We start from the raw sequence: 21,749 nt of genomic DNA, 5'->3' as shown, positions 1-21,749 counted from the left end.
CATTGTAGGGAGACCGACTTATCATTTTTTGCGGACTTTCCGGCTTAGCGGATACCGTGGCGGGCCAGTTTTTCATAGAGGGTGGCCCGGCTAATGCCCAGGCGCTGTGCCGCCTGGCTACGATTTTGCTGGCAGGCGGCCAGTGCGTCGAGCAGGGCTTGCCGCTCGGTGGCGGCGAGCAGGTCGGCCAGCGGCGTGCAGGGGCGTGCGGTGGGGGCAGGGTTGGGCAGCATGTGCAGGCTACGGGCATCCAGTATGCCTTCGGGCTGGTAGAGGCAGGCTTGCTCCAGCACATTGCGCAGCTCGCGGATATTGCCCGGCCAGGCGTGGGTGGTGAGCCGGTAGAGCGCGTCGGTGCTGAGTTGCCGACAGGACAGACCGGTACGTTCGGCTTGTCGCAACAGCAGGTGGCGCACCAGCAAGGGGATGTCTTCGCTGCGCTCTCGCAAGGGCTGCAGGGTGATCGGCAGGATATTGAGCCGATAGTAAAGGTCGGCGCGGAACTGACCTTGCTGCACCATGGCGGGCAGGTCGCGGCTGGTGGCTGCGATGATGCGTACATCCAGCTTGACCAGACGATTGGCACCCAGCGGTTCGATTTCCTGTTCTTGCAGCACCCGTAGCAGCTTGGCCTGCAGCGGCAGCGCCAGATCGCCGATTTCGTCGAGAAACAGGGTGCCGCCCTGTGCTTGCTGGAATTTACCCTCGCGGCCTTTGCGGTCGGCGCCGGTATAGGCGCCGGGTGCGGCACCAAACAGCTCGGCTTCCAGCAGGCTATCCGGCAGCGCGGCGATGTTGAGGCCGACAAAGGCCGCGTGCTGGCGTTGTGAGGCATGATGGATGGCTTGGGCCAGCAGCTCCTTGCCGGTGCCGGTTTCGCCTTGCAGCAGTACGGTGGTGTCCAGCTGGGCCGCGCGTTCGGCCAGTTGCCGCAGCCGGGTGGCAGCGTTACCCTGTCCGATCAGGTCGCTGAGCTGGTAGCGGGCCGGACGCTGGCTGGAGAGCTGGCGGCGGGCATCGTCCAGCTCGCGCTGCAGGCGCTGAAAACGGGCGACCAGTGGGCTGAGGGTTTGCCATTCCTCGTACAGTAACAGACCAATGGCGCCAGCTGGTGTATCCTGATTCCACAGGGGCAGACGGGTGACCACATAATCCCGCCCCTCGTGCTGCAGAAAATCCAGCGGAGTGGCGTGTCCACTGTGGGCGACGTCGCGCAGCTTGCTGTGCGGGATCAGTTGCTCGACCGGCCAGCCGATGACGGAGTCCGGGTCCGCCACGCCTAGCAGTTGCGCGTAAGCGGGGCTCAGCCAGCGGATGCGGGCCTGCGCATCGACCACGATGGCGCCGGGCAAGTGACCCAGGGCCTCCAGAAGGGCGGCGGCCAGGCTGGCATGAGGCGGCTCGGTAGCAACAGGCAACATGGTCTGCATCACGAACAGGATGCCGCATTGTAGCAAGCCAGCGCCGCCGGGTGCGGGTGGAATGTCAGGCCGTCAGGCCAGGAGGACACAATGAGCCCATCACATATCGTGCAAGGTTTGTGCCGCTGGTTGCAGTCCCAGCCCCCCATCCCCTGGCAGCAGGGGCGGCATTGGTCGGTGGCAGGGCAGGGCATGGGCTGGATCTCGGAGGCCGCGTGGTTGCAATGGGGGCAGGCCAGTGGCTTGTTCCAGCCGGTGGAGCAGGGGCTGCTGCTGGGCAGTGATACCCTGCTGCAGGGCCAGCCGTCTGCTGTGCAGCAATGGGTGCAGCAGGTACACCAGCAAGGGGGCTTTCCGGAGTGGCGTGATGAGCTGTACCCGGTGCGCCAGCCGGACGAGGACTATGAGCAGGACAGCGCCGGGCTGGGCCTGCTGGAGCGTGGGGCATTCCGTTTGTTAGGTCTGACCAGTCGGGCGGTACACTTGAACGGCTGGGTGCGCGATGGCGAGGACCTGTGGCTGTGGGCTGCGCGGCGCAGCATGCAAAAAGCCATAGACCCGGGTCGCTGGGATAATCTGATGGGCGGCGGCGTGGCGCATGGTGAATCGCTGCAGCAGGCGATGCTGCGCGAGTGCTGGGAGGAGGCGGGTATTCCGCCGGAGGGTGCGCAGCATGCCCGTATCGGCAATCGGGTGCTGTCCTGCCATCTGCGCCCGGATGGCCTGCATCGCGAATGGCTGTTTGTCTATGACCTGACACTGCCTGCGGATTTCGTACCGCAAAACCAGGACGGTGAAGTGGCTGAACATGCGTTGCTCTCGGTACCGATGGTGCTGGAGTGGATACGCGATGGTGCGTTTACGCCTGATTCGGCGCGGGTCATCCTGGATGGTTTATTGCGGCGGCACTATTTTGGGGATGCCGGGGCCTTGCTGGCGAGGGCGCTGTATCACCCGTGATGACGGCGGGCACAAAACAAACGGGCTGCCATCGGCAGCCCGTTTGTTTTGTGGGTGGCCTCGGATTTACACCTGAAACTTGTCCATCATCGCGCGCAAGCCTTCGGCCACCTGCCGCAAGCGGCTGGTTGTCTGCTGCGCCTGCTGGATGGCAAAGTCGGTGTTCTCCGTCATTTCATTGATGCGCTCGATATTGCGCGCAATGTCCTGGCTGGCGCTGGATTGCTCTGCGGTGGCCGCTGCAATGTCACCCAGCGTGCTTACCACTTCCAGCGAGCTGTGTTCAATACGCTGGATGGATTCGGCCACCGAGCTGGATTTCTCTACCCCGCTTTGCACCTGGCTCACCGCCGTCTGCATGCTCTGTACCGCCCTGGAGGTCTCCTCCTGAATCAGGGTGATCATGTTGCCAATTTCGACGGTTGAGCTGCCGGTGCGCTCTGCCAGCTTGCGGACTTCATCCGCCACCACTGCAAAGCCACGGCCTTGCTCACCGGCCCGCGCGGCTTCGATGGCCGCATTCAGGGCCAGCAGGTTGGTCTGATCGGCAATTTCCTTGATCACGCCGACAATGGTGCTGATCTGGCTGGAGCGGGCATCCAGTCCGTTGAGTACCTGGGACAGCTGGCGCACGGTATCGGCAATCCGCGAGATCTCGGCGGCGGTTTCCCGTACATCCTGCGCCACATCGCGGGAGGCCTGCCCGGCCGTGCGGGCCAATTGCTCGGCAGTTTTGGCGGAGTCGGCAATGTGGCTGACGCTCACCGACATCTCTTCAATCGCCGCGGCGGTGGCATTGGCGGACATGGCCTGCTGTTGCGAGCTGCTGCTGATGCGGTCGGTTTCTTCCGCCACATGGTGGAAGCCTTGCAGCAGGTCACCTGCGTTGGACTTGGTATCGGCAATCATGCCGCGCAGCGCGCCAAGGAAGCGGTTGAAGGCATCCTTGCTCTGGCCGACCTCGTCCTGGCTGTCTACAGTCAGGTGAACCGTCAGGTCTCCGCCACCGCTGGCGATATTACGCATGGCGTCACGCATCATGATCAGACCGTGCATCAAGCGGCTGACACCGACATAGGTGATGGCTCCGCCAATCGCAACCCCGACCACCAGCAACCCCAGCATCAGATAGAGCAGGGTGTTCACCGGTGCGGTGGCTTCCGCTACCGGTACCACCACCCCCAGCAGCCAGCCGGTATCGCCAACCGGGTAGAGTGCGGTCCACACGGTTTTGCCATCGAGGCTGGATTCGCTGATCTGGCCATTCTTGCTTTGCGCGGTCAGGTTATAACCCGAGATGACCTCGGCCACTTTCTTCAGGCCCGAATCCTTTTTCGGGTGGGCAATGATTTCACCCTCCTGTGTCATCAGGAAGGCATAGCCATTGCCGGGGAGCTTGGTCGCGACAATTTCCTCTACCACGCGCTTGAGGGTGACATCACCACCGGCCACCGCCACCACCTGACCATTATCCTTGCGCGCCTGCGCAAAGGAGATGATGGGCTGATTGGTACCGGCATCAATATAGGGTGGGGAGGCGATTGGTCCATCGGTCGCTGCGGCGGCCTTGTACCAGGGGCGGCCGGTCGGGTCATAGCCGTCCGGCAGCTTCGGCGCATTGGTGGTCATGGTCATGGTTTTGTCAGGCTGGCCGACATAGGCTTCATCCAGTCCGCCCGAGGCCTTGGCCTGATCCAGTACCAGCTTGAGCTCGCCCTGTCCGAAACGGGGCAGGATGGCTGCTACCACCTTCTGGCGGGAGCTGACCCATTCGGTAACAAAGCTGACCTTGTTGCTGGCCGACTGGCTGATTTCAGCCTTGATTTCCGTTTCCAGCGCAGAGCGGGATTGCCAGTAGGCCACCCCGCACAACAACATGGACAGGAACAGGATCAGGATCAGCACAAAGCTGACCAGCTTGCTGCGCAATGACGACATGATCGTCCTCCTGACAGTGGGCACTCATGAAGAATGACCGGGCAACACAAGAATGGGTACGTGTAGACATGCCCTGCACTGGTTATAGATGAGGAATGGGCTTTCGCAAAGTGAAACACTGTTATCCCATCAAGCTGCGCTGAAGCGGGCGATCATCATGTTTCTTGGCAAAACCACATGGAATAAACCATACTGCATACACCTTCCCGGATGGGTAGTTGGCAGTATGGATGCCTCCCTGCGATACGAAACCCTGTTTGCATATTCAAGCCAGGCACATGACCTGAATGAATTGGGTCTGCAGCTGACCCACTTTGGCTATGTCCTGTTGCATTTCGGCTCGACCGAAGAGCTGGCAACGGCCATGAAGGTGCAAATGCCGTCGGCGGTGCTGCTGGAAGGCCGAGGCGAAGAGGTGGCGCGGCTGGCAGATGAAGTCACCCGTTTGCGTGCCAGCCTGCCGGAGCGGATTCCGATTCTGGGCATCTGCGACCCGCTGCCTTTTGAAGACCAGGTTCAGATCGTCCGCGCCGGCTGTGCCGAGCTGCTGATTCACCCCTATGACCTGACCCAGCTGGTGGATCGGCTGGACCGACAGACCGACAACCTGCCGTTTGAGCCCTACCGCGTCTTGATTGTGGATGACTCTCACAGCATTGCCGAGCATACCGGCAAGGTGTTGCGGCAGGCGGGTATGGTGACGCGGGTGGAAACCGACCCCTTGATCCTGCTGCAAGCCATTGAAGAGTTCGAGCCCGAGCTGCTGCTGGTTGACATGTATATGCCGGAGTGTACGGGCGACGAAGCGGCCAAGGTCATCCGGCAGCAAGACAATATGGCGAGCCTGCCCATTGTGTTTCTGTCCGGTGAAACCGACATCAGCAAGCAATTGCTGGCACGCCGCAAGGGCGGCGATGACTTCCTGACCAAGCCTATCCAGCCGCAGGTGCTGGTGGAGTCGGTCACCATCACCGCCGAGCGCTACCGGACGTTGCGCCGCCTGATGTGCCACGATGGCCTGACCGGTCTGCTGACCCACAGCCACTTTGGCGAGCAGCTGCTGCGGGAAGTGGCGCGTAACCAGCGCGAACCGCAGGCGCTGGCGCTGGCAATGCTCGACATCGACCATTTCAAGCGTATCAATGACAGCTACGGGCACCCGGTCGGTGACCGGGTGATCCGCAGCCTCTCACGCATGCTGCAGATGCGGCTGCGCCGCTTTGGCCAGCTGGGCCGCTACGGGGGCGAGGAGTTTGCCGTCCTCTTGCCGGAAACGTCGCTGGAAGTTGCCATGCAGCGGATCGACGCCTTGCGGCAAGCGTATATGCAGCTACAGCACACGGCAGGGGAGGTGGTGTTCAATTCGACCTTCAGCGCCGGGGTGGCTGCCTGGAAACCCGGCATGACGGCCAGTGAGCTGAGCCTGGCTGCGGATCAGGCGCTGTACCGCGCCAAGCAGGGCGGGCGTAATCAGGTGTGCGGCGAAGGTTAGGCTTGCGGGATGTACTCCCGCAACAGCTTGACCAGAAAATCCCGCATCGCCAGCACCCGCTGGCTGGCGCGCAGATCCCGATGCCAGACCAGCATCAGTTGTCGTTGATAGATCTCGCCTTCCTCCACCGCTTGCAACCGTGCATCCTGCTTGCCCAGAAAGTCGGGTAGCAGCACCAGCCCGATGCCATTGCAGGCCGCAGCGAACTGCCCCTGCAGGCTGTTGCAGCGGAATACCGTACTCTCGGTTGGAAACCGGGTCAGCCAATGCCCGCGCGCGTCCTTCAGCCAGGCCTCGTCCCAGCCAATCAGCGGCGTGCGTTGCCAGCCCTCGCGGCGTGCTTGCTCACAACGCTCCGGCGTGCCATACAGGCGGTAGCTGAGCAGGCCGACTTCCTGCAGCACATAGTCCTGGTACCAATCCCAGTGTTCCGGGTTCATGGAGCGCAGGGCCAGATCCGCCTCCCGGCGCGACAGGTCGCTCAGCTGGCGGCCAATGATCAACTCCACCTGCACCAGTGGATACTGCTGGAAAAAACGGTGCAGATTGGGGGCCACCAACGTACTGCCCAGCGTTTCCGCCGTCGCCAGCCGGATGGTGCCCATGGCCTGATCGCGCTGCGCCAGCTGGCTACCGTGGCGCTCCAGCGCCAGCATGGCCTGCTCGGCTTCCAGCATGTGGGAGAGCAGGCTCTCGCCCTGGTCGGTCAACCGGTAGCCTTGCTGCTGCCGCAGAAACAAGGTGATGCCCAGTTCGGCTTCCATGGCATCTACGTGCCGCATCACGGTAGAGGGACTACTGCCCAGATGCTGGGCGGCGGGCGTCAACCCACCGTGGCGGGCGACTGCCAGAAAATACTTGAGATGGTTCCAGTCCAGTGAAGGCTTATTTTGCATAAGTGGAAAATGAATTTCGATTTATCGCTATTCAATTATCAGTTTAGGAAAATTAAACTGCAAGCTCAATGAGTCAAAGCAAGTGAGGGCAATATGAGTTACCGCAGGGCAGTCATCCAGTTGATCATTACCGCGCTGTGCTGGGCAGCCATGTTCCACCTTGGCAAATGGGTACTGCAGCAGCTGCCGGTGCTGGCCCTGACCACCTGGCGGATGCTGCTGGCTGCATTGACCCTGGGTATCTGGGTATGGCTGTCCGAGGGCTACGACTGGCAAGCCATCCGAAAGAATGCGCGCCCCTTGCTGATGATGGTGCTGCTGGGGGTGGTGGGCTTCAATCTGGCACTCTATGGTGGCCTGGGGGGCAGTTCACCGGTTAATGCTTCCCTGCTGATGGCGACCACCCCAGCCCTGACGGCGGTCATGTCGGCACTCCTGCTGCGTGAGCGGTTGAATGTGCAGCAGTGGCTGGGTGCAGGGCTGGCGTTTGCCGGCGTGGTTACTGTTGTCAGCCGCGGCAGCTGGCAGGTGTTGCAACATCTGAACCTGTCCCCTGCCGATGGCCTGATCATGCTTGCTGTACTGGGCTGGGTGAGTTACGGAGTCATTGGGCGCGGTTTTGTGCGCGGCATGACTACCCTGCAGATGACCACTGTCACCATCATCGCTGGGGCCTTGGGCTTGATGGGCTTCAGCATGCCAGCACAGGGCCTGCATCTGCCCACGCTCCCCCTGTTTGCTGCGCTGGTTGTGATGGGCGTGCTCGGCGTAGGCTTGACCTACGTCTGGTGGAACCAGGGCATCAAAACCCTGGGGACGGCACGCGCCACCATTTTCATCAATCTGGTCCCGGTGCTGACCTGCCTGATGGGCTTGCTACTGGGTCAAGTGGTCACCGGTGCCCAATGGCTGGGCATGCTGCTGGTGATCGGCGGGGTGCTGCTCTCCAGCCGCCCGGCGCCAGCGCCCGCACGCAAGCTGGCCCTGGCGCGCTAAGCCGGGTCAGAAATCCCAGTCCAGCACCTCCAGCGGATCGCCAATCCGCAAGGTGCCGGGCTTGCTGACCACCAGATTTATTCCGAAGCACACCCCGTGCGGCTCGATCATCCGGTACTGGCTGAGGGTGGCCAGCGGTTCGCCGCTGGCGGCCTTCTCCCCCGTGGCGGGGTCCACCGTGGTGAAGATGCAGCGTGAGCAAGGCTTGGGGTTGAAAAACTCCACCTCACCGATGCGAATGCGTTGCCAGTAATCCTCTTCATAGGCGTTGCTTTCCGCAATCACCAGATTGGGGCGGAAGTTTGCCATCCCCACCGGCTGTGCCAGTCGGCTGTTCAGGTCATCCAGCGAGCCTTGCCCGATCAAGAGCAGCGGGTAACCATCGGCAAACGACAGCGGTACCGCTTCCATGCGGTCGTGCCAGCGCTGGGTTTCCGCGCCGATGTATAACAACTGGCACGCCGTCTGCAGATATTCACTGAACCAGGTGTTGGCCACCTGGCATCCACCCCAGGCCGAGAACTGGTAACGCCACACCCCGGTCTGCACCGGTGTGGTGCAATCTGCTGGGCTGACTTGCAAGGGCGGCATGCCGGGCGCGGAGAGCTGCAGACCTGCCGCATTCGCCACCACCGTTACCCGCACCAGCAGCGGATAATCGCGGCCCGTGATGAATTGTCCATCCGGCAGCGCCAGCATCCAGTGGCGGTCAAACGGCAAGCCCAAGGGGGACACATCCGCTTCAGACAGGGGCTGCCCGGCGCAGGATTTGACCGGGTAATGATGTAGGGCAGCGAGGTGCATGCAGAAAACTCCGGCGAGGAAGGTAGCTCATTGTAGGGCGAGGGCAGGCGAGCCAGCAGGTACAGCTACTCCGGCGGCCACCAGTACAGTCGACCCGCTGGCTCGACCCTCAGACCGTAAGGGCATACAATAGGTATCCCCCCCGGTTCGTGTTGAAACAGAACGAACTCGCAAAGGCACTCAATACCATGCAAGTACAGGTTGTAGACTACCGCGACCCGGACGCGCCCGCCCGCTTTACCGAATCGCTGCGCCAGACCGGTTTTGGCGTACTCAAGAACCACCCCATCCCGCAAGACATGGTGGAAGCCATCTACCGCGAATGGCTGGCCTTCTTTGATACCGACGCCAAAACCCGATACGCCTTTGACCGCGACAAACAGGATGGCTTTTTCTCCACTGCCATTTCTGAAACCGCCAAAGGTCACAGCAAGAAAGACATCAAAGAGTACTACCACCTCTACCCGTGGGGCCGCTACCCGGCTGAAGTACCGGATACCGCCCGCCGCTACTACGATGTGGCCAACCGCCTCGCACAAGAACTGCTCGGCTGGGTGCAGGACAACAGCCCGGCAGACGTGCGCGCCCGCTTCTCCATGCCGCTGCCCGACATGATCGAAGGCAGTGCCAAAACCCTGCTGCGCGTCCTGCGCTACCCACCGCTGACCGGTGACGAAGAGCCCGGCGCCATCCGCGCCGCCGCTCACGAAGACATCAACCTGCTCACCGTGCTGCCCGCCGCCAACGAACCTGGCCTGCAGGTCAAAGGCATGGACGACGCGTGGTACGACGTCCCCTGTGATTTCGGCACCCTGGTGATCAATATCGGTGACATGTTGCAGGAAGCCTCCGGCGGCTACTTCCCCTCCACCACCCACCGCGTGATCAACCCCACCGGCGAAGGCCGCTTCAAATCCCGCGTCTCGCTGCCGCTCTTCCTGCACCCGCGCGACGAAGTGGTCCTGTCTGAGCGCTACACCGCGCTCTCCTACCTCGAAGAGCGCCTGCGAGAACTGGGCGTGAAGATGTAATGCTGGTCTGAGGGTAGCGCGCCATAGGTGCGCTACCACTTGATGGCGTATCGGCTCAGGAAGCCACCTTAACCAGCATCACGCGGCGATTTTTGGCACGACCGTCCTCATTGCCATTATCGGCGATGGGTTTGTCCTGGCCATAGCCGGCGGCTTGCAGGCGCTTGGCGTCAATACCTTGCGCCGTCAGCGCCTGCACCACCGCTTGCGCACGGGATTCAGACAAGGTTTTGTTGTGTTCCGCCGAGCCTTGATTGTCGGTATGCCCCTCTACCTTCAGGCGCAAGCTTTGATCCATTTTGAGCAGCTTGGCGATTTCAGCAACCTCGGGCTTGCTTTCCTCCTTGATCATCGCGCTGTCGGTATCAAAGGCCAGGTACAAGGCCACTTCGCCCGACTTTTGCAGGCCCGCGGCCATCTCCTCCGCCTTGGTCAGCTTCACCACCTGTTCAAAGGGCTTTTCCTCGAGGGTAAGTAGCCAGGTATTGTTGTCATTGTCGAAGATGCCCAGGCCAAACCAGATATTTTTCTGTGGCGTACGCAGCAGGTAAACCTGGTAGTTTTTGCCGCCATTGTTGACGCCCATGATGCGCATTTTCTTTTCCAGCACCTCATCGCTTTCCGGGTAGAGGCGTTTGAACGCTGCATCAGCAGGCATCAGCTGATTGACCTTGACCGCCCCCAGGGACTTGAGCAAGTTTTCATAATTGCGCTGCGACTCGAGGGCCGACATGTTCACCGTGGTGTGCGGAAAATGACGCACCAGCAGTTTGCCTTCCACCCGGCGTAACGCCTTACCCGCAATCAGATAGACCTCATCGAACTGAGGCTTTTTATCAGAGCGATAGCCCTGGTCCAGCTTTTCCGGGTAATCCAGATAGGGATACTCGGGCAAGGCCACATTCGACACGGGTACAGACTGGATGTCGAAGGCTTCCACTTTGTTGTCTGCAGCCGGGGCGGCTGTTGCTGTACTTGCGGCTGCGACAGGGTTTGCGGCAGCGGGGCTGGCTTCTGCTGGGGCCGACGTTTGTTCGGTGTCGGTTTTCTTGTGACATGCACTGAGTGTGACCAGCAGACATAAGGCGAGGCTGATTTTTTTCATGATGGTTTAGTTAAAAGAAGAATGAAACAGGGTAGCGAATATCAGCTTACAGGCGTTCGGGCGGCATGGTGCCTGGCCGGGGTGGACACCCCAGCCTATCCCGGCATTCACTTGGCGCTATGGCGCACGGGGTGGCAGTTTCGCCGTGCAGCTTTGCAAGGAGTCGGCTGCGGCTTCGACCAGGGCAGCCAAGCCTGAGACGGCCTCAGCTTCGCGGTCGGCGCTGATGGGGGCTTGGAAGTAACGCAGCCCGGCCACTTCAATTCGATCTTGCCCGTGCACGAACAGGCGATGCACCGAGAGCGAGGCCAGCTGCCCATCCGGTCGATTGGCTACGCTGCGTACAAAAGGGAAGGGCGCTTCTTTGCCGCCTTCTCGCGCATTCCGCACGGTCAGGGTCAGTGAGGGGCCGAGTACGCCCGTGGTGCGGGTCTGCTTGAAATAGCTGGGGTAGGCCTCCACGCTGCGCTGGTTTTGCGCGGCCAGATTGTCGATCTCCGCTTCTGTGGTGCGGCCTGCCGGTACGGTTGACGTCACCACGTAGAGGGCGGTCAGGTCGGGGTAGGCCACCCGGCTAAAGTACAGGGTATTGCTGTTGTACAGCGCGTAGGCCAGCCCCTGCGCCTCCTGGCTGCGCGGAAAGCTCAGGCAAAACACATTCTCGAAGCGATGGGTGCCATCCCAGGCGGGGGCGCGGTTGAAATCCGCCTCGTAAAATTTGCTGGATAGCTCAAACACGGGTTGAGCCGCCGTGCTGTGGGTGCTCAGCGTGATGGCGGACAGAAACAGGGCGCAAGCTAAACCACGTGATCGTGTCATGGGGCGTACCAGAAAAGGGGTGTGTGACAATATACACCTGAATAGTCGATTTGCATAAGTGCTGCCAACAGGTGCATGTAAGTCCAAGGAGAGATAACTGACTCCATACCCAGACCTCGGTCATTCCAGCTGCACCCCCCACCCAAGTCAAGCTCTCCCGCTCGTTTGCACAGGGTGTAACACTGTCTGCTGTTTTTTGCATCATCTGTATCGTTTCAAACCGATGACATTACCGTACAGTAAGCGCATCCCCCCTTTCTCTGGCGTTGCCGTTTGGTGGCGCTGCTTTCGGTGTGCTGCCACAAGCAGCCCCGTCGTTCAGGAGGTTTGATGTCTGCTGCGCCTGCGGTGTGGAAACGTATGTTTGGTGAGGCGGTGTCGCAATTGCCGGTGATGTCCTGGGTGCTGGCGGCGACACAGTTGATCAATCGCATGGGTGGCGCGGTGCGCATGTTCATGCCACTGTATCTGCATCAGGCGCTGCACTTGCCGATGGATCAGGTGGGCTGGTTGCTGGCCTGTAATGGGGTGGGCATGCTGGCGGGGTCCTGGCTGGGTGGCGTGATGACCGACCATTGGCCGGCACGACGGCTGGCGGTGGGTATGTTGTTCAGCGCGGCGCTGATATTCCTGCTGTATTTGTTCCTCGACTCAATCTGGTGGCTGGCGCCACTGCTCTTGGTGACCGGCTTTACCGATGTGGCGCTGCGGCCGCAAATCCACCGCCTGATCATGGAGGCCTGTCCGCCGGAGACCCGGGCGACGGCGCAGTCGCTCAACCGGGTGTCGATCAATCTGGCGGTGGCGCTGGCCGGGGTGCTGGGCGGGATTGCTGCCAGCATGGATTACCGGATTGTGTTCCTGTTCGATAGCCTCACCTCGGCCCTGGCGGGTGTCTGGTTGTGGTGGGCGTTGCGCCGCTTTGCACCTGAGGCCGCACCTGCAGCGCAGACCGGTACTGCCAAAGCACCGCAGGAGGGGCAAACCCCGTATCAGGACCCGCCCTTTCTCTGGTTTGTGGGTGGTGCGCTGGTGCTGCAGATGGTGTTTGAGACCATCAACATCCAGCTGGGCAATTATATGGGGGCGCATTATCGGCTGGGGCCGTCAGCCTTTGGCTGGCAGATGGCCATCAATGGCTTGCTGATTACCGTGGTACAAATTCCCCTCACCGCCTGGGGCAACCGCCGCTACCCGCCTACGGCGCTGGTACTCAGTGGCGGTGCGCTGATGGCACTGGGTGCGGCATTGGTGCCGCTGGGGCAGAGCTTTGGCTGGGTGTCGTTCACCACCGTGGTGTGGACGGTGGCCGAGATGCTATGGATGCCAACCCTGGTGCTGCTGGTGATGCAGCGGGCGGAGGGGCGTCGTACCGGGCATTATCTGGGGGTGTACTCCATGGCGTGGAGTATTGCCGGGCTGCTGGCGCCGGTATGGTCCAGCCAGTTGATTCACCATGGCGGGGCGGACAGTGTCTGGTACCTCAGCGGTCTGGCCTGTGTGCTGGTGTTGCCGCTGCTTTTGCGCACTGGGCGTGTCATGCAGGATCAGCATGCTGCTGCCAAACCGGCTGAGGCCGGGGGGCGTGCATGAGTAAAGCGGCCCCTGCGGACTGGCGGCGCTGGCTGGGACCGTCGCTGCGCAGCTTGCCCACGATGGCCTGGGTGCTGGCGGGGGCGCAGCTGATCAACCGCATGGGCGGTGCGGTGCGCATCTTCATGCCGCTGTACCTGCACCAGGCTTTGCACTTGCCGATCGAGATGGTGGGCTGGCTGCTGGCCTGCAATGGGCTGGGCATGCTGGCCGGGGCCTACGGTGGCGGCCTGATGAATGACCACTGGCCTGCCCGCCGGCTGGCGTTGATCATGCTGTGCGGCTCGGCGGGCTGCTTCTTGCTCTACCTGTGTGTTGAGCAGCCGATCTTGCTGGCGCTGGTGATGATGGCCAGTGGCTTCATGGATACCGGTTTTCGGCCGCAGATCCACCGGCTGATCATGGAAACCTGCTCGGCAGAAAGTCGGGTGGTGGCGCAGTCGCTCAACCGGGTGTCGATCAATCTGGCAGTCTCGGTAGCGGGTGTCATGGGCGGGCTGGCGGCCAGCCACGACTACCGCATCGTGTTCATCCTCGACAGCCTCACCTCCGCGCTGGCAGCCTTGTGGCTATGGTGGGCGTTGCGGCGGCATGCCGGGCAGGCGCAGGCTGCCGTCACGCGGGATACCACGGGCGAGCGCCATCTGCAGGGCCCTTATCAGGATGGGCCTTTGCTTGCCTTCATGTTTGGCAGCCTGATCTTGCGGCTGGTGCTGGAGGCCATCTATTCGCAGCTGGGCAACTATACGGTGTCGCATTACCGGCTGGGGCCGGAAGGGTTTGGCTGGCAGATTGCGCTCAATGGCCTGCTGATCGTCGCCGTACAGATACCGCTGACCAGCTGGTGCAGTCGCAACGCCCAGCCGCCGGTGTTGATGCTGGCCGGCGCGCTGCTGATGGGCCTGGCCAGTGCCATGCTGCCGCTGGGGCAGGGCGTGGTGTGGCTGTCCTTTTCCACGGTGGTGTGGACGGTGGCGGAGATGGTGATCATGCCCACGGTCATTGGCGTGGTGATGCAGCGGGCAGAAGGGCGGCGCACCGGGCATTATCTGGGCATCTATACGGTGGCCTGGAGCGTGGCTAGTCTATTGTCACCCGTCTGCTCCAGCCAGCTGATCCGCTACTTTGGCGCGGAGCGCATGTGGTATGTCAACGCCCTGTGCTGTGTGCTGGCAATGCCGCTGCTGTGGCGAACCAGCCAGCGCATCCAGCGTGAAGAAAGCCCGGGGAGTGCTGCTGCTGAGGCAGGTTGATCGGGCACTGTCATGGTGCAGTGCCCTCTGGCTGTACTGGGACAGTGTGTCGTGTGTCCGCGTATAGTGCTGACTTTGAAGTCAGGCCACTCTGGCCACGCAAGGAATCCTATGCAGGTCAAACCTGCTCGCCAGCACAACACACATCACACACACGGCAATGCCCCGGAGGCACAGCCATGAGCGCGGCACAGATTCGCCAGGGCATCTGGTATGGCCTCGGGGCTTATTTCTGCTGGGGCCTGTTCCCGCTGTACTGGCGACCGCTGCACGCCCTGCCGGCCACGGAGATTCTGGCGCACCGCATGGTATGGTCGCTACCGGTGCTGATCGTACTGCTGGCCTGGCAAGGAGACTGGCGTCAGGTACTGGCCGCACTGCGTCAATGGCGCAGTAGCCGCCTCTTCCTTTGCTCCGCCCTGTTGCTGGGTTGTAACTGGGGCGTGTATATCTGGGCAGTCAACCAGGGCAAGGTGCTGGAAGCCAGCCTCGGCTACTTCATCAACCCGCTGGTCAATGTGCTGCTGGGCAGTGTACTGCTGCACGAGCGGCTGCGGCCCGGGCAATGGCTATCGGTCGCGCTGGCAGCCGCCGGGGTGGCCTGGCTAGGCTGGCAACTGGGTACCTTGCCGTGGGTGGCGCTGGTGCTCGCCTTCAGCTTTGGCTTCTATGGCTTCCTGCGCAAGACCGCCGCGCTGGGGTCACTGGAAGGCTTGTCCATGGAGGCCATCCTGCTGTTCCTGCCCGCGCTGGGCTATCTGCTTTGGCTGTCGTGGCAGGGGCAAGGCCACTTCGGCCATATCGACAGCGGCAGAACCCTGCTGCTGATGGGTACCGGCATTGTCACGGTCATCCCCTTGCTGATGTTTGGCGCCGGTGCACGGCGCTTGCCGCTCAGTACACTGGGCCTGCTGCAATACCTCTCGCCCACGCTGCAATTGCTGATCGGTGCGCTGCTGTATCATGAGCCTTTTGATCAGGTGCGCCTGATCGGCTTTGGCCTGATCTGGCTGGCGCTGCTGGTATTCACTGCAGAGGGCTTCTGGCAGCGGCGGAACTAGTCTGACATGCTCGGGTCATAGCGTCCGTGATGCACGAGGAATGCCGCCATGCCCCGACTCTTCCCCCCTGCCACCCTGCTGATTCTGGCGGGCTTGCTATACATACCGTCCGCCCGGGCTTTTTGCCCGCAGGGCCAACACACCATCGGCGGACCCAACGCGGGTTTCATTGCCTGCGCCCCGATTTATGATCCGCAAGGTAATGTGCCCGGCACGCCAGAATGGAATGCCCGGGTCAACGGGGCAGGGCAGCAAGGCAATGCCCCGCAAGCCGCGCCACCGTCTGGCCCGACCGGCTACTGGCAACGCCGCTACAGCGCCATTGCCTGGGCGCGTGATGCCAAAGGCGTACCCAGCTATGCCTACGGGCTGGACTGGTCCAGCCAGGAAGAGGCTGAACGCGAAGCCATGGCGGCCTGCAATGAGGCCCAGCTCAAGGAATGCCGGATTGGCTTTGGCTTCTACAACGGTTTTGTCGCCATCGCCCGCGCACCCAACGGTGGCCTCAGCGGCGGCTCAGCCGCCGAGGCGCACGAGGTGAAACAGGACGTCCTCAAACGCTGCCAGCAGGAATACCAGCAACCCTGCAAACTGGAATTCCTGCGCGGCATCGCAGCCCGCTGGGTGGTGCCGGGGGTGCCGCAATAGTTGTCTTCATGAGGTCGGTGGTTTGGGTTCTTCCTGGCGGGCCTGGAAGCGGTGCAGGCCAAATGCGACGGTGGCGGCGACCAGCGGGATGGCGCCGCCGGTGACCAGTTCAGGGGTGACATGCAGGCCGAGGGCGTGCAGGGCTTTGGCGGCGTAGCCGATCAGGCTGACGATGTAGTAGGTGAGGACGGCCACGGAGAGCCCTTCCACCGTTTGTTGCAGGCGTAGTTGCAGCGCGGCGCGGCGGTTCATGGAGGCGAGCAGGACGTGGCGCTGGGCTTCGCTGCTGACATCAACCCGGGTGCGCAGCAGGGCGGTGCTGCGTTGTAGCCGCAGCGAAAGCTGCTCTTGCCGCCTGCTGACCGACTGGCAGGTGTCAATGGCGGGGGCGAGACGTCGCTCCACGAATTCACGAAAGGGCTGCAGGCCGCTCAGGCGGCTTTCGCGCAGTTCGGCAATCCGTCGCTCGATGATGGCATAGTAGGCACTGGCGGCGCTGAATCGGTAGCTGCTGGCGGCCAGGCTGCCTTCCAGTTCAGCGGCCAGCTCGGTCATTTCGTCCAGCAGTTGCCGATCGTCACTTTCTGGCTGACGGATGGCTCGGGTCAGTCGGCTCAGGCGGGCTTCCATGTCGGCCAGCTGTGGCAACAAGGCCTTGGCAACTGGCAGCCCGAGCAAGGCCAGCATGCGATAGGTTTCGATTTCCAGCAGGCGCTGCAGCATGCGGCCGCACTGGCGTTCACTCATCGCCCCATCGAGCAGCAGCAGGCGGCTGGCGCCGGAGGGCAGGTGGCGGTCCGGGTGCAGCTGCAGGTCGGTCAGGGCCAGACCGCGACCATCGCCCAGCTCGGAGCCGATCAAGTCGTGTCCGGCAAAATGCCGTTCAGCCACCCGGGTGAGGTCGACGGGCTCATCCTGTCGTGGCACCACGGCAGCGTGAATGGCGACCAGCAATTGACCTGGCAAGGTACTCAGCCAGCCCGCAGGCAAACGGTCCAGCGGGGAGTCGGCGAAAGGATCTTCCGGACCATCCGGCAGCAGCAGCGAGTAGCGGGTAAATTCGGTATGGCTGTCCCAGCGCAGGGTCAGCCCGGCGTGTTCGCCGACATAGTGCGGGTGACTGTCCGGCTCCGGCAGGCCTAGCTGTCGCGTCAATGCCAGCAAGGCGGCACGGTGTTCAGTGGTATCGCCGCCAAACAAGACCAGTGCGCTGAGCCGGCTACCGGTGTGCACCGGTACCGAGGGGCGGGCATGGGCTTCGTCGTTCAGCGATTGGCGCAGCGGGTGCTCTTGCAGCAGCGGGGCAGTCATGCAGGCTCCAGACACAGGCGATGGGCATCATGCTAAGGCAGGCCTGGCTTTGGGTAAAGCCGGGCCTCAGACCATCTGGTCATGTACTTATAGCAGCACAGGATGACAGCGCGACGACAAGGCCTAGCGCTGAGCGGGGGAGGGCAGCATCGGCGCGAGGTCGCTAGCGGCGGTGGGGCGGGCAAACAGGTATCCCTGGTACTGCGTACAACCCGCGCGACTGAGGAAGGCGCGCTGGGCTTCGGTCTCTACCCCTTCAGCCGTTACCTGCAGGTGCAGAGCCTGTGCCATGTTGATGATGGCTTGCACGATACCTTCTGCACCTTCGTCGCCCGGTACATCGTGGATGAAGGAGCGGTCGATCTTCAGCTTGTGGATGGGGAAGCGCTTCAGATAGCTGAGGCTGGAGTAGCCGGTGCCAAAGTCATCAATGGCCATCCGCACCTTGAGCGCAGACAGGGCATCCAGCTTGCGCAGCGCCTCGGTGGCATCGCGGATCAGGAAGGTTTCGGTGAGCTCCAGCTCCAGTGCCTCGCCCGGCAGTTGATGACGCTGCAGGGTGTCCGCTACCCGCTCGACAAAATCGGCCTGCTGAAACTGGTAGGCTGACACATTGACGGCGGTGGTGAAGCGGTAGCCATCGCGACGCCACTGGCTGGCCTGGGCTGCGGCGCGGTCCAGTACCCAGTTGCCAATGGCGATGATCAGCCCGGTTTCCTCGGCAATCGGGATGAACTGGGCAGGGGAGATGTCACCGAGTTCAGGATCACTCCAGCGAATCAGGGCTTCCACCCCGAGCAGGGTACCACTGCTGAGGTCCACCTGCGGCTGGTAGTGCAGATGGAAACGCTGCTCGCGCAGCCCTTCACGCATGGCGTGATCCAGCTTCATGCGGGTCAGCAGGCCCAGGTTCATCTGCCGCTGGTAGAAGCGGAAGTCGGCGCGGCCCCGCTCCTTGACGTGATACATGGCACTGTCGGCGTTCTTGATCAGGTCATCCATGCTGCGACCATCATCGGGGTAGAGCGCGATGCCAATGCTGCAGGTGACCGAGAACGTCAGATCGGCAAAGTGGAAGGGTTGCGACAGGGCATCAATGATGCGGCGCGCCGAGTTTTCCGCCCCCTGTTCATTCACGCCGTTGAGCACCAGGATGAATTCGTCGCCGCCCAGTCGGGCTGCTGTGTCCTGCTGCCGCAGGCAATCCTGCAGCCGCTGCGCGACATCCATCAGCACGGCATCCCCGGCCAGATGTCCCAGTGAATCGTTGATGTGCTTGAAGCGGTCCAGGTCCAGAAACAGCACGGCGAACTGGCTCCGGTTGCGTTCGGCGGACTGAATGGCCATCTGGACACGCTCGGCCAGCAGCAGGCGGTTGGGCAGGCCGGTCAGCGTATCGTTATAGGCGAGGTCTTCAATGCGGCGCTTGGCCGCCTTGGCTTCCGTCAGGTCTTTCAGGAAGCCGACATCGTGGCTGCGCATGCCCTGGCTATCCAGCATCCTTACCAGTGACAGCAAGCAGGGTATGGTTCCACCATGGGCCTGCTGCAACTGAATCTCACCTTCCCACAACAGATGCTGTGCCAGCTCCAGTTGCAGGTTATGCAGAAAGCGCTTGCCATCCGGGTGGCTCAGGAAGCGGGAGGGATCGGTCCCCTGCAGGCTGGTGATGCTTTGCCCGGTCAGGGTGGCAAAGCGCGGGTTGGCGGTCACGATCCGCCCTTGCTGATCCGTAATGAAAATGGCGTCCAGGCTGGCATCCAGCACCTTGGCCGCTACTTGCAGCTGGGCCTCATCCTGCAGCCGCCGGGTAATGTCACGGAAGGCATAGACCCGGCCAATGGCGCGGCCCCGCGCAAACTGGGGCAGCGATACCCGCTCCAGCACCAGGCCACTGCGCAGATAGAGGGTGTCGGTGGCTTCCAGCAGCGGAGATTGCTCCAGTTGCTGCAAGCGACGCTGATAGTCATCGGGGTGTTGCACGGCTTGCAATAGCCACTGAAACACGGCGGGATCGTCGCGACGGGTCTGCAAGGACTCAGGCAGGCCCCATTGCTGGGCAAATCGCTGATTGTAGCCCCGAATGCTGCCATGCCGGTTGACCACCAGAATGCCATCCGCGCACGACTCCAGCGTGGCACGTAACTCGGCGATCAGGGTTTCCAGCTCCTGCTCGGCCTGGAGCTGGGCGCTGTGGTCGATGAAGCTGGCCATGAACATGGATTCGTTGCCGAGCTTGACCAGGCTGACACAGCGCTCCACCGTGATCAGGCCGCCGTCGCCACGGCGCATGACGGTTTCCGAATTGATATGCTGGCTGCGGCCTGCAGCAACGTCTTCCCAGAAGTACAGGTCTTCCGGGGTGGACGCCAGCTCGGCGACCGAACGTCCCAGCAAGGCGGTGACCGGCATGCGCAGCATACGCTCGGTGGCGGCATTGGCGGCGACCACTTGCAGACTGATCGGGTCGACCAGCCAGACCGCCTCCATCAGGCCGTCGATCAGGGGTTGCCAGCGATTGAGCTTCATGGTGGTGTCCCTGAGGCCGCCTCACGACCGCGCTCAAAGAAGTAACACATGCGCTTGCGGGGCGAGAGGTAATCAAACACCGGACGCGGCAACTGCGTGGGCTTCAAGCTGCGCTTGATCGACAAGTCGGGCTCATTTTCCAGATCCAGCACAATGCAGTCCTCGCGTGGTACATCACGATCATGCACCACAATATGGGGTTTGAGCGGCCGAGCGGCGTTGACCGATACCACCAGTGCATAACGCTCATCTTCCAGCTGCACCACCGAGCCTGGCGGGTAGACACCCATCATGCGGATGAAACTGTTGAGAATGGTGGCGTCGAAGTGATTGCGCTGCTGTGCAAACAGGCTGCGCAACACTTCATGCGGGGTCAGTGCCTGTGCCGGGTTGGCCGGGTTGCACAGATTGTCGTAGCGGTTGACCAGCGCCACGATGCGGGCCGCCGGGCTGATCTTCTCATTCTTCGCCCGCTGCGGAAAGCCGCTGCCATCGGCATGCTCATGATGCTGGGCCAGCGTGAGCAAGGCCGGGGCGGACAGGCCCATGCGGCGCCCCAGCGCAATGCCCTGGCTGACATGGGTCTGGTAGAGCTCACGCTCGGCGTGGTTAAAGTGATCGTCCAGATGGCGTACCCGGTCGGGTAATTCAATCTTGCCGATGTCATGCAGCAGGGCGCCCATGCCGAGGTCGGTCATGGCTTGCCGCTCCAGCCCGCAGGCTTTGCCCAGCAACAGGGAGAGGATGGTCACGTTAAGGGCATGCAAGGTGCCCTCTTCACCGGTTTTCTCGGACAGTAACCGGATGGCCGCCTCCTGATCCCCCGTCAGGTCATCAACAAAACTGCCAATCATCTGTTCGGAGAGCTGCCGTGCCTGCTCGGGCGAGGTATTGGCCTGCTTGCTGATCTGCTTGAACTGTTTGCCGGCTTCACCAAATTGCCGCTCACAGGCTGCCAGGCTGGCACGCTGCTGGTCCAGACGCTCACGGCGGGCACGTTTGGCCTGTATCTCCGGGCTTTCAGCCGCTGGCGTGAGCGCTGCTGATGGTGGCGGTGGGTTTTCGCTCTCGGCTGCCGTCAAGGGAGCGGCATCACTGCGGGCCGGGTCATAGCGGATACGTTCCAGACCCAGGTTGCGGATGATCTCGATCTGCTCATCGGTGCGAATCTTGAAGCTGTTGAGCGAAAACGGGTGCGCCATCCAGCCGAGGTCGAGGTGGATGTACAGGCCGATCCGTAGTCGGGCAATGTCAACGAACTGTGCTTCGCTGTCGGGCATGATCAGTAGGTGAACCTCATGTACAGGCCACGGTAGTACTTTAAGGTCATAGCAGACATTTATGCTGTTTGCAAAAAATTAGCTGGCTTTCTGGTCAGAAATGGTAAAGCCAGATGTAAGCAGCTGTCCAATGCTCCGGCAGGCGATAGCTGATCTGCTGGTCGGAATGTGATGCAAAATGGTACAGTGCCCGCTGTTTATCGACCGAGTGGAGGGGCCATGTACTCAGCCATCAAACATCTTCATCTGCTGGCGGTTGCCTTGTCCGGCAGCCTGTTCCTGCTGCGGGGCGTCTGGATGCTGCAGGAATCCCCCCGGCTGGCTTACCGCTGGGTGCGCATTGTGCCGCATGTGATCGACACTGTGTTGCTGTCTGCAGCGATTGCGCTGATGGTGCTGAGCGGCATGTATCCGTTCATGCAGCCCTGGCTGACCGCCAAGTTTTTTGCCCTGCTGGCCTACATTGGCCTGGGCACCTTTGCGCTCAAGCGTGGCAAGACGCATGCGCAGCGTCTGGTGTGCTGGGTGCTGGCGGTCTGTGTGTTCTTCTACATGGTGCTGGTAGCGTTAAGCAAGTCACCCGTACCGGATTTCTCGCGTTTGATGGCTTAG

Annotated in this window: 18 protein-coding genes; 9 read left to right on the top strand and 9 right to left on the bottom strand. The window is 61.9% G+C overall.

Annotation, left to right across the window (positions count from 1 at the left end; genetic code table 11):
- Window positions 1–44 precede the first annotated feature (44 nt).
- Complete coding sequence (locus ACE3O2_RS01490) at window positions 45–1,421, bottom strand: sigma-54 interaction domain-containing protein (RefSeq protein ID WP_374334518.1); 1,377 nt, start codon at window positions 1,419–1,421, stop codon at window positions 45–47.
- Window positions 1,422–1,511: 90 nt separating this feature from the next.
- Here ACE3O2_RS01490 and ACE3O2_RS01485 point away from each other — a divergent pair, with 90 nt between their 5' ends.
- A complete protein-coding gene (locus ACE3O2_RS01485; RefSeq protein WP_374334517.1) occupies window positions 1,512–2,381 on the top strand; it encodes a DUF4743 domain-containing protein in 870 nt (289 codons plus the stop codon).
- A 66-nt stretch (window positions 2,382–2,447) separates the two neighbouring features.
- On the opposite strand, the gene ACE3O2_RS01480 is transcribed toward ACE3O2_RS01485, so the two are convergent.
- Entirely contained in the window at window positions 2,448–4,319 is a 1,872-nt protein-coding gene (locus tag ACE3O2_RS01480) for a methyl-accepting chemotaxis protein (RefSeq protein ID WP_374334516.1), read from the bottom strand.
- A gap of 226 nt (window positions 4,320–4,545) precedes the next feature.
- Between ACE3O2_RS01480 and ACE3O2_RS01475 the strand changes: the two genes are divergently transcribed.
- Entirely contained in the window at window positions 4,546–5,811 is a 1,266-nt protein-coding gene (locus tag ACE3O2_RS01475) for a diguanylate cyclase (protein ID WP_374334515.1), read from the top strand.
- Here the strand turns inward: ACE3O2_RS01475 and ACE3O2_RS01470 are convergent.
- Window positions 5,808–6,707, bottom strand: a complete 900-nt coding sequence (locus ACE3O2_RS01470; RefSeq protein WP_374334514.1) for a LysR family transcriptional regulator — start codon at window positions 6,705–6,707, stop codon at window positions 5,808–5,810. The genes ACE3O2_RS01475 and ACE3O2_RS01470 overlap by 4 nt on opposite strands.
- Window positions 6,708–6,800: 93 nt before the next feature.
- Between ACE3O2_RS01470 and ACE3O2_RS01465 the strand changes: the two genes are divergently transcribed.
- A complete protein-coding gene (locus ACE3O2_RS01465) occupies window positions 6,801–7,703 on the top strand; it encodes a DMT family transporter (RefSeq protein WP_374334513.1) in 903 nt (300 codons plus the stop codon).
- A 6-nt stretch (window positions 7,704–7,709) separates the two neighbouring features.
- Here the strand turns inward: ACE3O2_RS01465 and ACE3O2_RS01460 are convergent, their stop codons facing one another.
- The gene (locus tag ACE3O2_RS01460; RefSeq protein ID WP_374334512.1) at window positions 7,710–8,507 is read right to left on the bottom strand and encodes an MOSC domain-containing protein; all 798 of its coding nucleotides are present in this window, start codon (window positions 8,505–8,507) and stop codon (window positions 7,710–7,712) included.
- A 188-nt stretch (window positions 8,508–8,695) separates the two neighbouring features.
- Here ACE3O2_RS01460 and ACE3O2_RS01455 point away from each other — a divergent pair, with 188 nt between their 5' ends.
- Entirely contained in the window at window positions 8,696–9,538 is an 843-nt protein-coding gene (locus tag ACE3O2_RS01455; RefSeq protein ID WP_374334511.1) for a 2OG-Fe(II) oxygenase family protein, read from the top strand.
- Window positions 9,539–9,593: 55 nt separating this feature from the next.
- Here ACE3O2_RS01455 and ACE3O2_RS01450 read toward each other — a convergent pair whose 3' ends face one another.
- Complete coding sequence (locus ACE3O2_RS01450) at window positions 9,594–10,478, bottom strand: OmpA family protein (RefSeq protein WP_374334510.1); 885 nt, start codon at window positions 10,476–10,478, stop codon at window positions 9,594–9,596.
- Window positions 10,479–10,760: 282 nt separating this feature from the next.
- The gene (locus tag ACE3O2_RS01445; protein WP_374334509.1) at window positions 10,761–11,462 is read right to left on the bottom strand and encodes a hypothetical protein; all 702 of its coding nucleotides are present in this window, start codon (window positions 11,460–11,462) and stop codon (window positions 10,761–10,763) included.
- 330 nt (window positions 11,463–11,792) lie between these two features.
- Between ACE3O2_RS01445 and ACE3O2_RS01440 the strand changes: the two genes are divergently transcribed.
- The 4 genes from ACE3O2_RS01440 to ACE3O2_RS01425 all read left to right on the top strand — a co-directional run bounded on the left by ACE3O2_RS01440 (window position 11,793) and on the right by ACE3O2_RS01425 (window position 16,017).
- Window positions 11,793–13,055, top strand: a complete 1,263-nt coding sequence (locus tag ACE3O2_RS01440) for an MFS transporter (protein WP_168876077.1) — start codon at window positions 11,793–11,795, stop codon at window positions 13,053–13,055.
- A complete protein-coding gene (locus tag ACE3O2_RS01435) occupies window positions 13,052–14,308 on the top strand; it encodes an MFS transporter (protein ID WP_374334508.1) in 1,257 nt (418 codons plus the stop codon). Before ACE3O2_RS01440 ends, ACE3O2_RS01435 begins: the two co-directional genes overlap by 4 nt.
- A 179-nt stretch (window positions 14,309–14,487) precedes the next feature.
- Window positions 14,488–15,369 carry an EamA family transporter RarD gene (gene rarD, locus ACE3O2_RS01430; RefSeq protein WP_374334507.1) on the top strand — a complete coding sequence of 294 codons (882 nt, stop codon included), beginning with the start codon at window positions 14,488–14,490 and terminating at the stop codon, window positions 15,367–15,369.
- A gap of 48 nt (window positions 15,370–15,417) precedes the next feature.
- Window positions 15,418–16,017, top strand: a complete 600-nt coding sequence (locus ACE3O2_RS01425) for a DUF4189 domain-containing protein (RefSeq protein WP_374334506.1) — start codon at window positions 15,418–15,420, stop codon at window positions 16,015–16,017.
- A gap of 6 nt (window positions 16,018–16,023) precedes the next feature.
- Here ACE3O2_RS01425 and ACE3O2_RS01420 read toward each other — a convergent pair whose 3' ends face one another.
- The 3 genes from ACE3O2_RS01420 to ACE3O2_RS01410 all read right to left on the bottom strand — a co-directional run bounded on the left by ACE3O2_RS01420 (window position 16,024) and on the right by ACE3O2_RS01410 (window position 21,137).
- The gene (locus ACE3O2_RS01420; RefSeq protein ID WP_374334505.1) at window positions 16,024–17,328 is read right to left on the bottom strand and encodes a DUF3422 family protein; all 1,305 of its coding nucleotides are present in this window, start codon (window positions 17,326–17,328) and stop codon (window positions 16,024–16,026) included.
- Between the two features lie 123 nt (window positions 17,329–17,451).
- Window positions 17,452–19,857 (bottom strand): EAL domain-containing protein, encoded by a 2,406-nt coding sequence (locus tag ACE3O2_RS01415; protein WP_374334504.1) that lies wholly within the window; start codon window positions 19,855–19,857, stop codon window positions 17,452–17,454.
- A complete protein-coding gene (locus tag ACE3O2_RS01410; RefSeq protein ID WP_374334503.1) occupies window positions 19,854–21,137 on the bottom strand; it encodes an HD-GYP domain-containing protein in 1,284 nt (427 codons plus the stop codon). Before ACE3O2_RS01410 ends, ACE3O2_RS01415 begins: the two co-directional genes overlap by 4 nt.
- A 219-nt stretch (window positions 21,138–21,356) precedes the next feature.
- Here ACE3O2_RS01410 and ACE3O2_RS01405 point away from each other — a divergent pair, with 219 nt between their 5' ends.
- Complete coding sequence (locus ACE3O2_RS01405; protein WP_168876069.1) at window positions 21,357–21,749, top strand: SirB2 family protein; 393 nt, start codon at window positions 21,357–21,359, stop codon at window positions 21,747–21,749.

The sequence above is a fragment of the Leeia sp. genome (genome assembly GCF_041909055.1).
Classification (GTDB): domain Bacteria; phylum Pseudomonadota; class Gammaproteobacteria; order Burkholderiales; family Leeiaceae; genus Leeia; species Leeia aquatica.
Note: the sequence above shows the minus strand (reverse complement) of the source record. Positions and strands in the feature narration are given on the sequence as shown.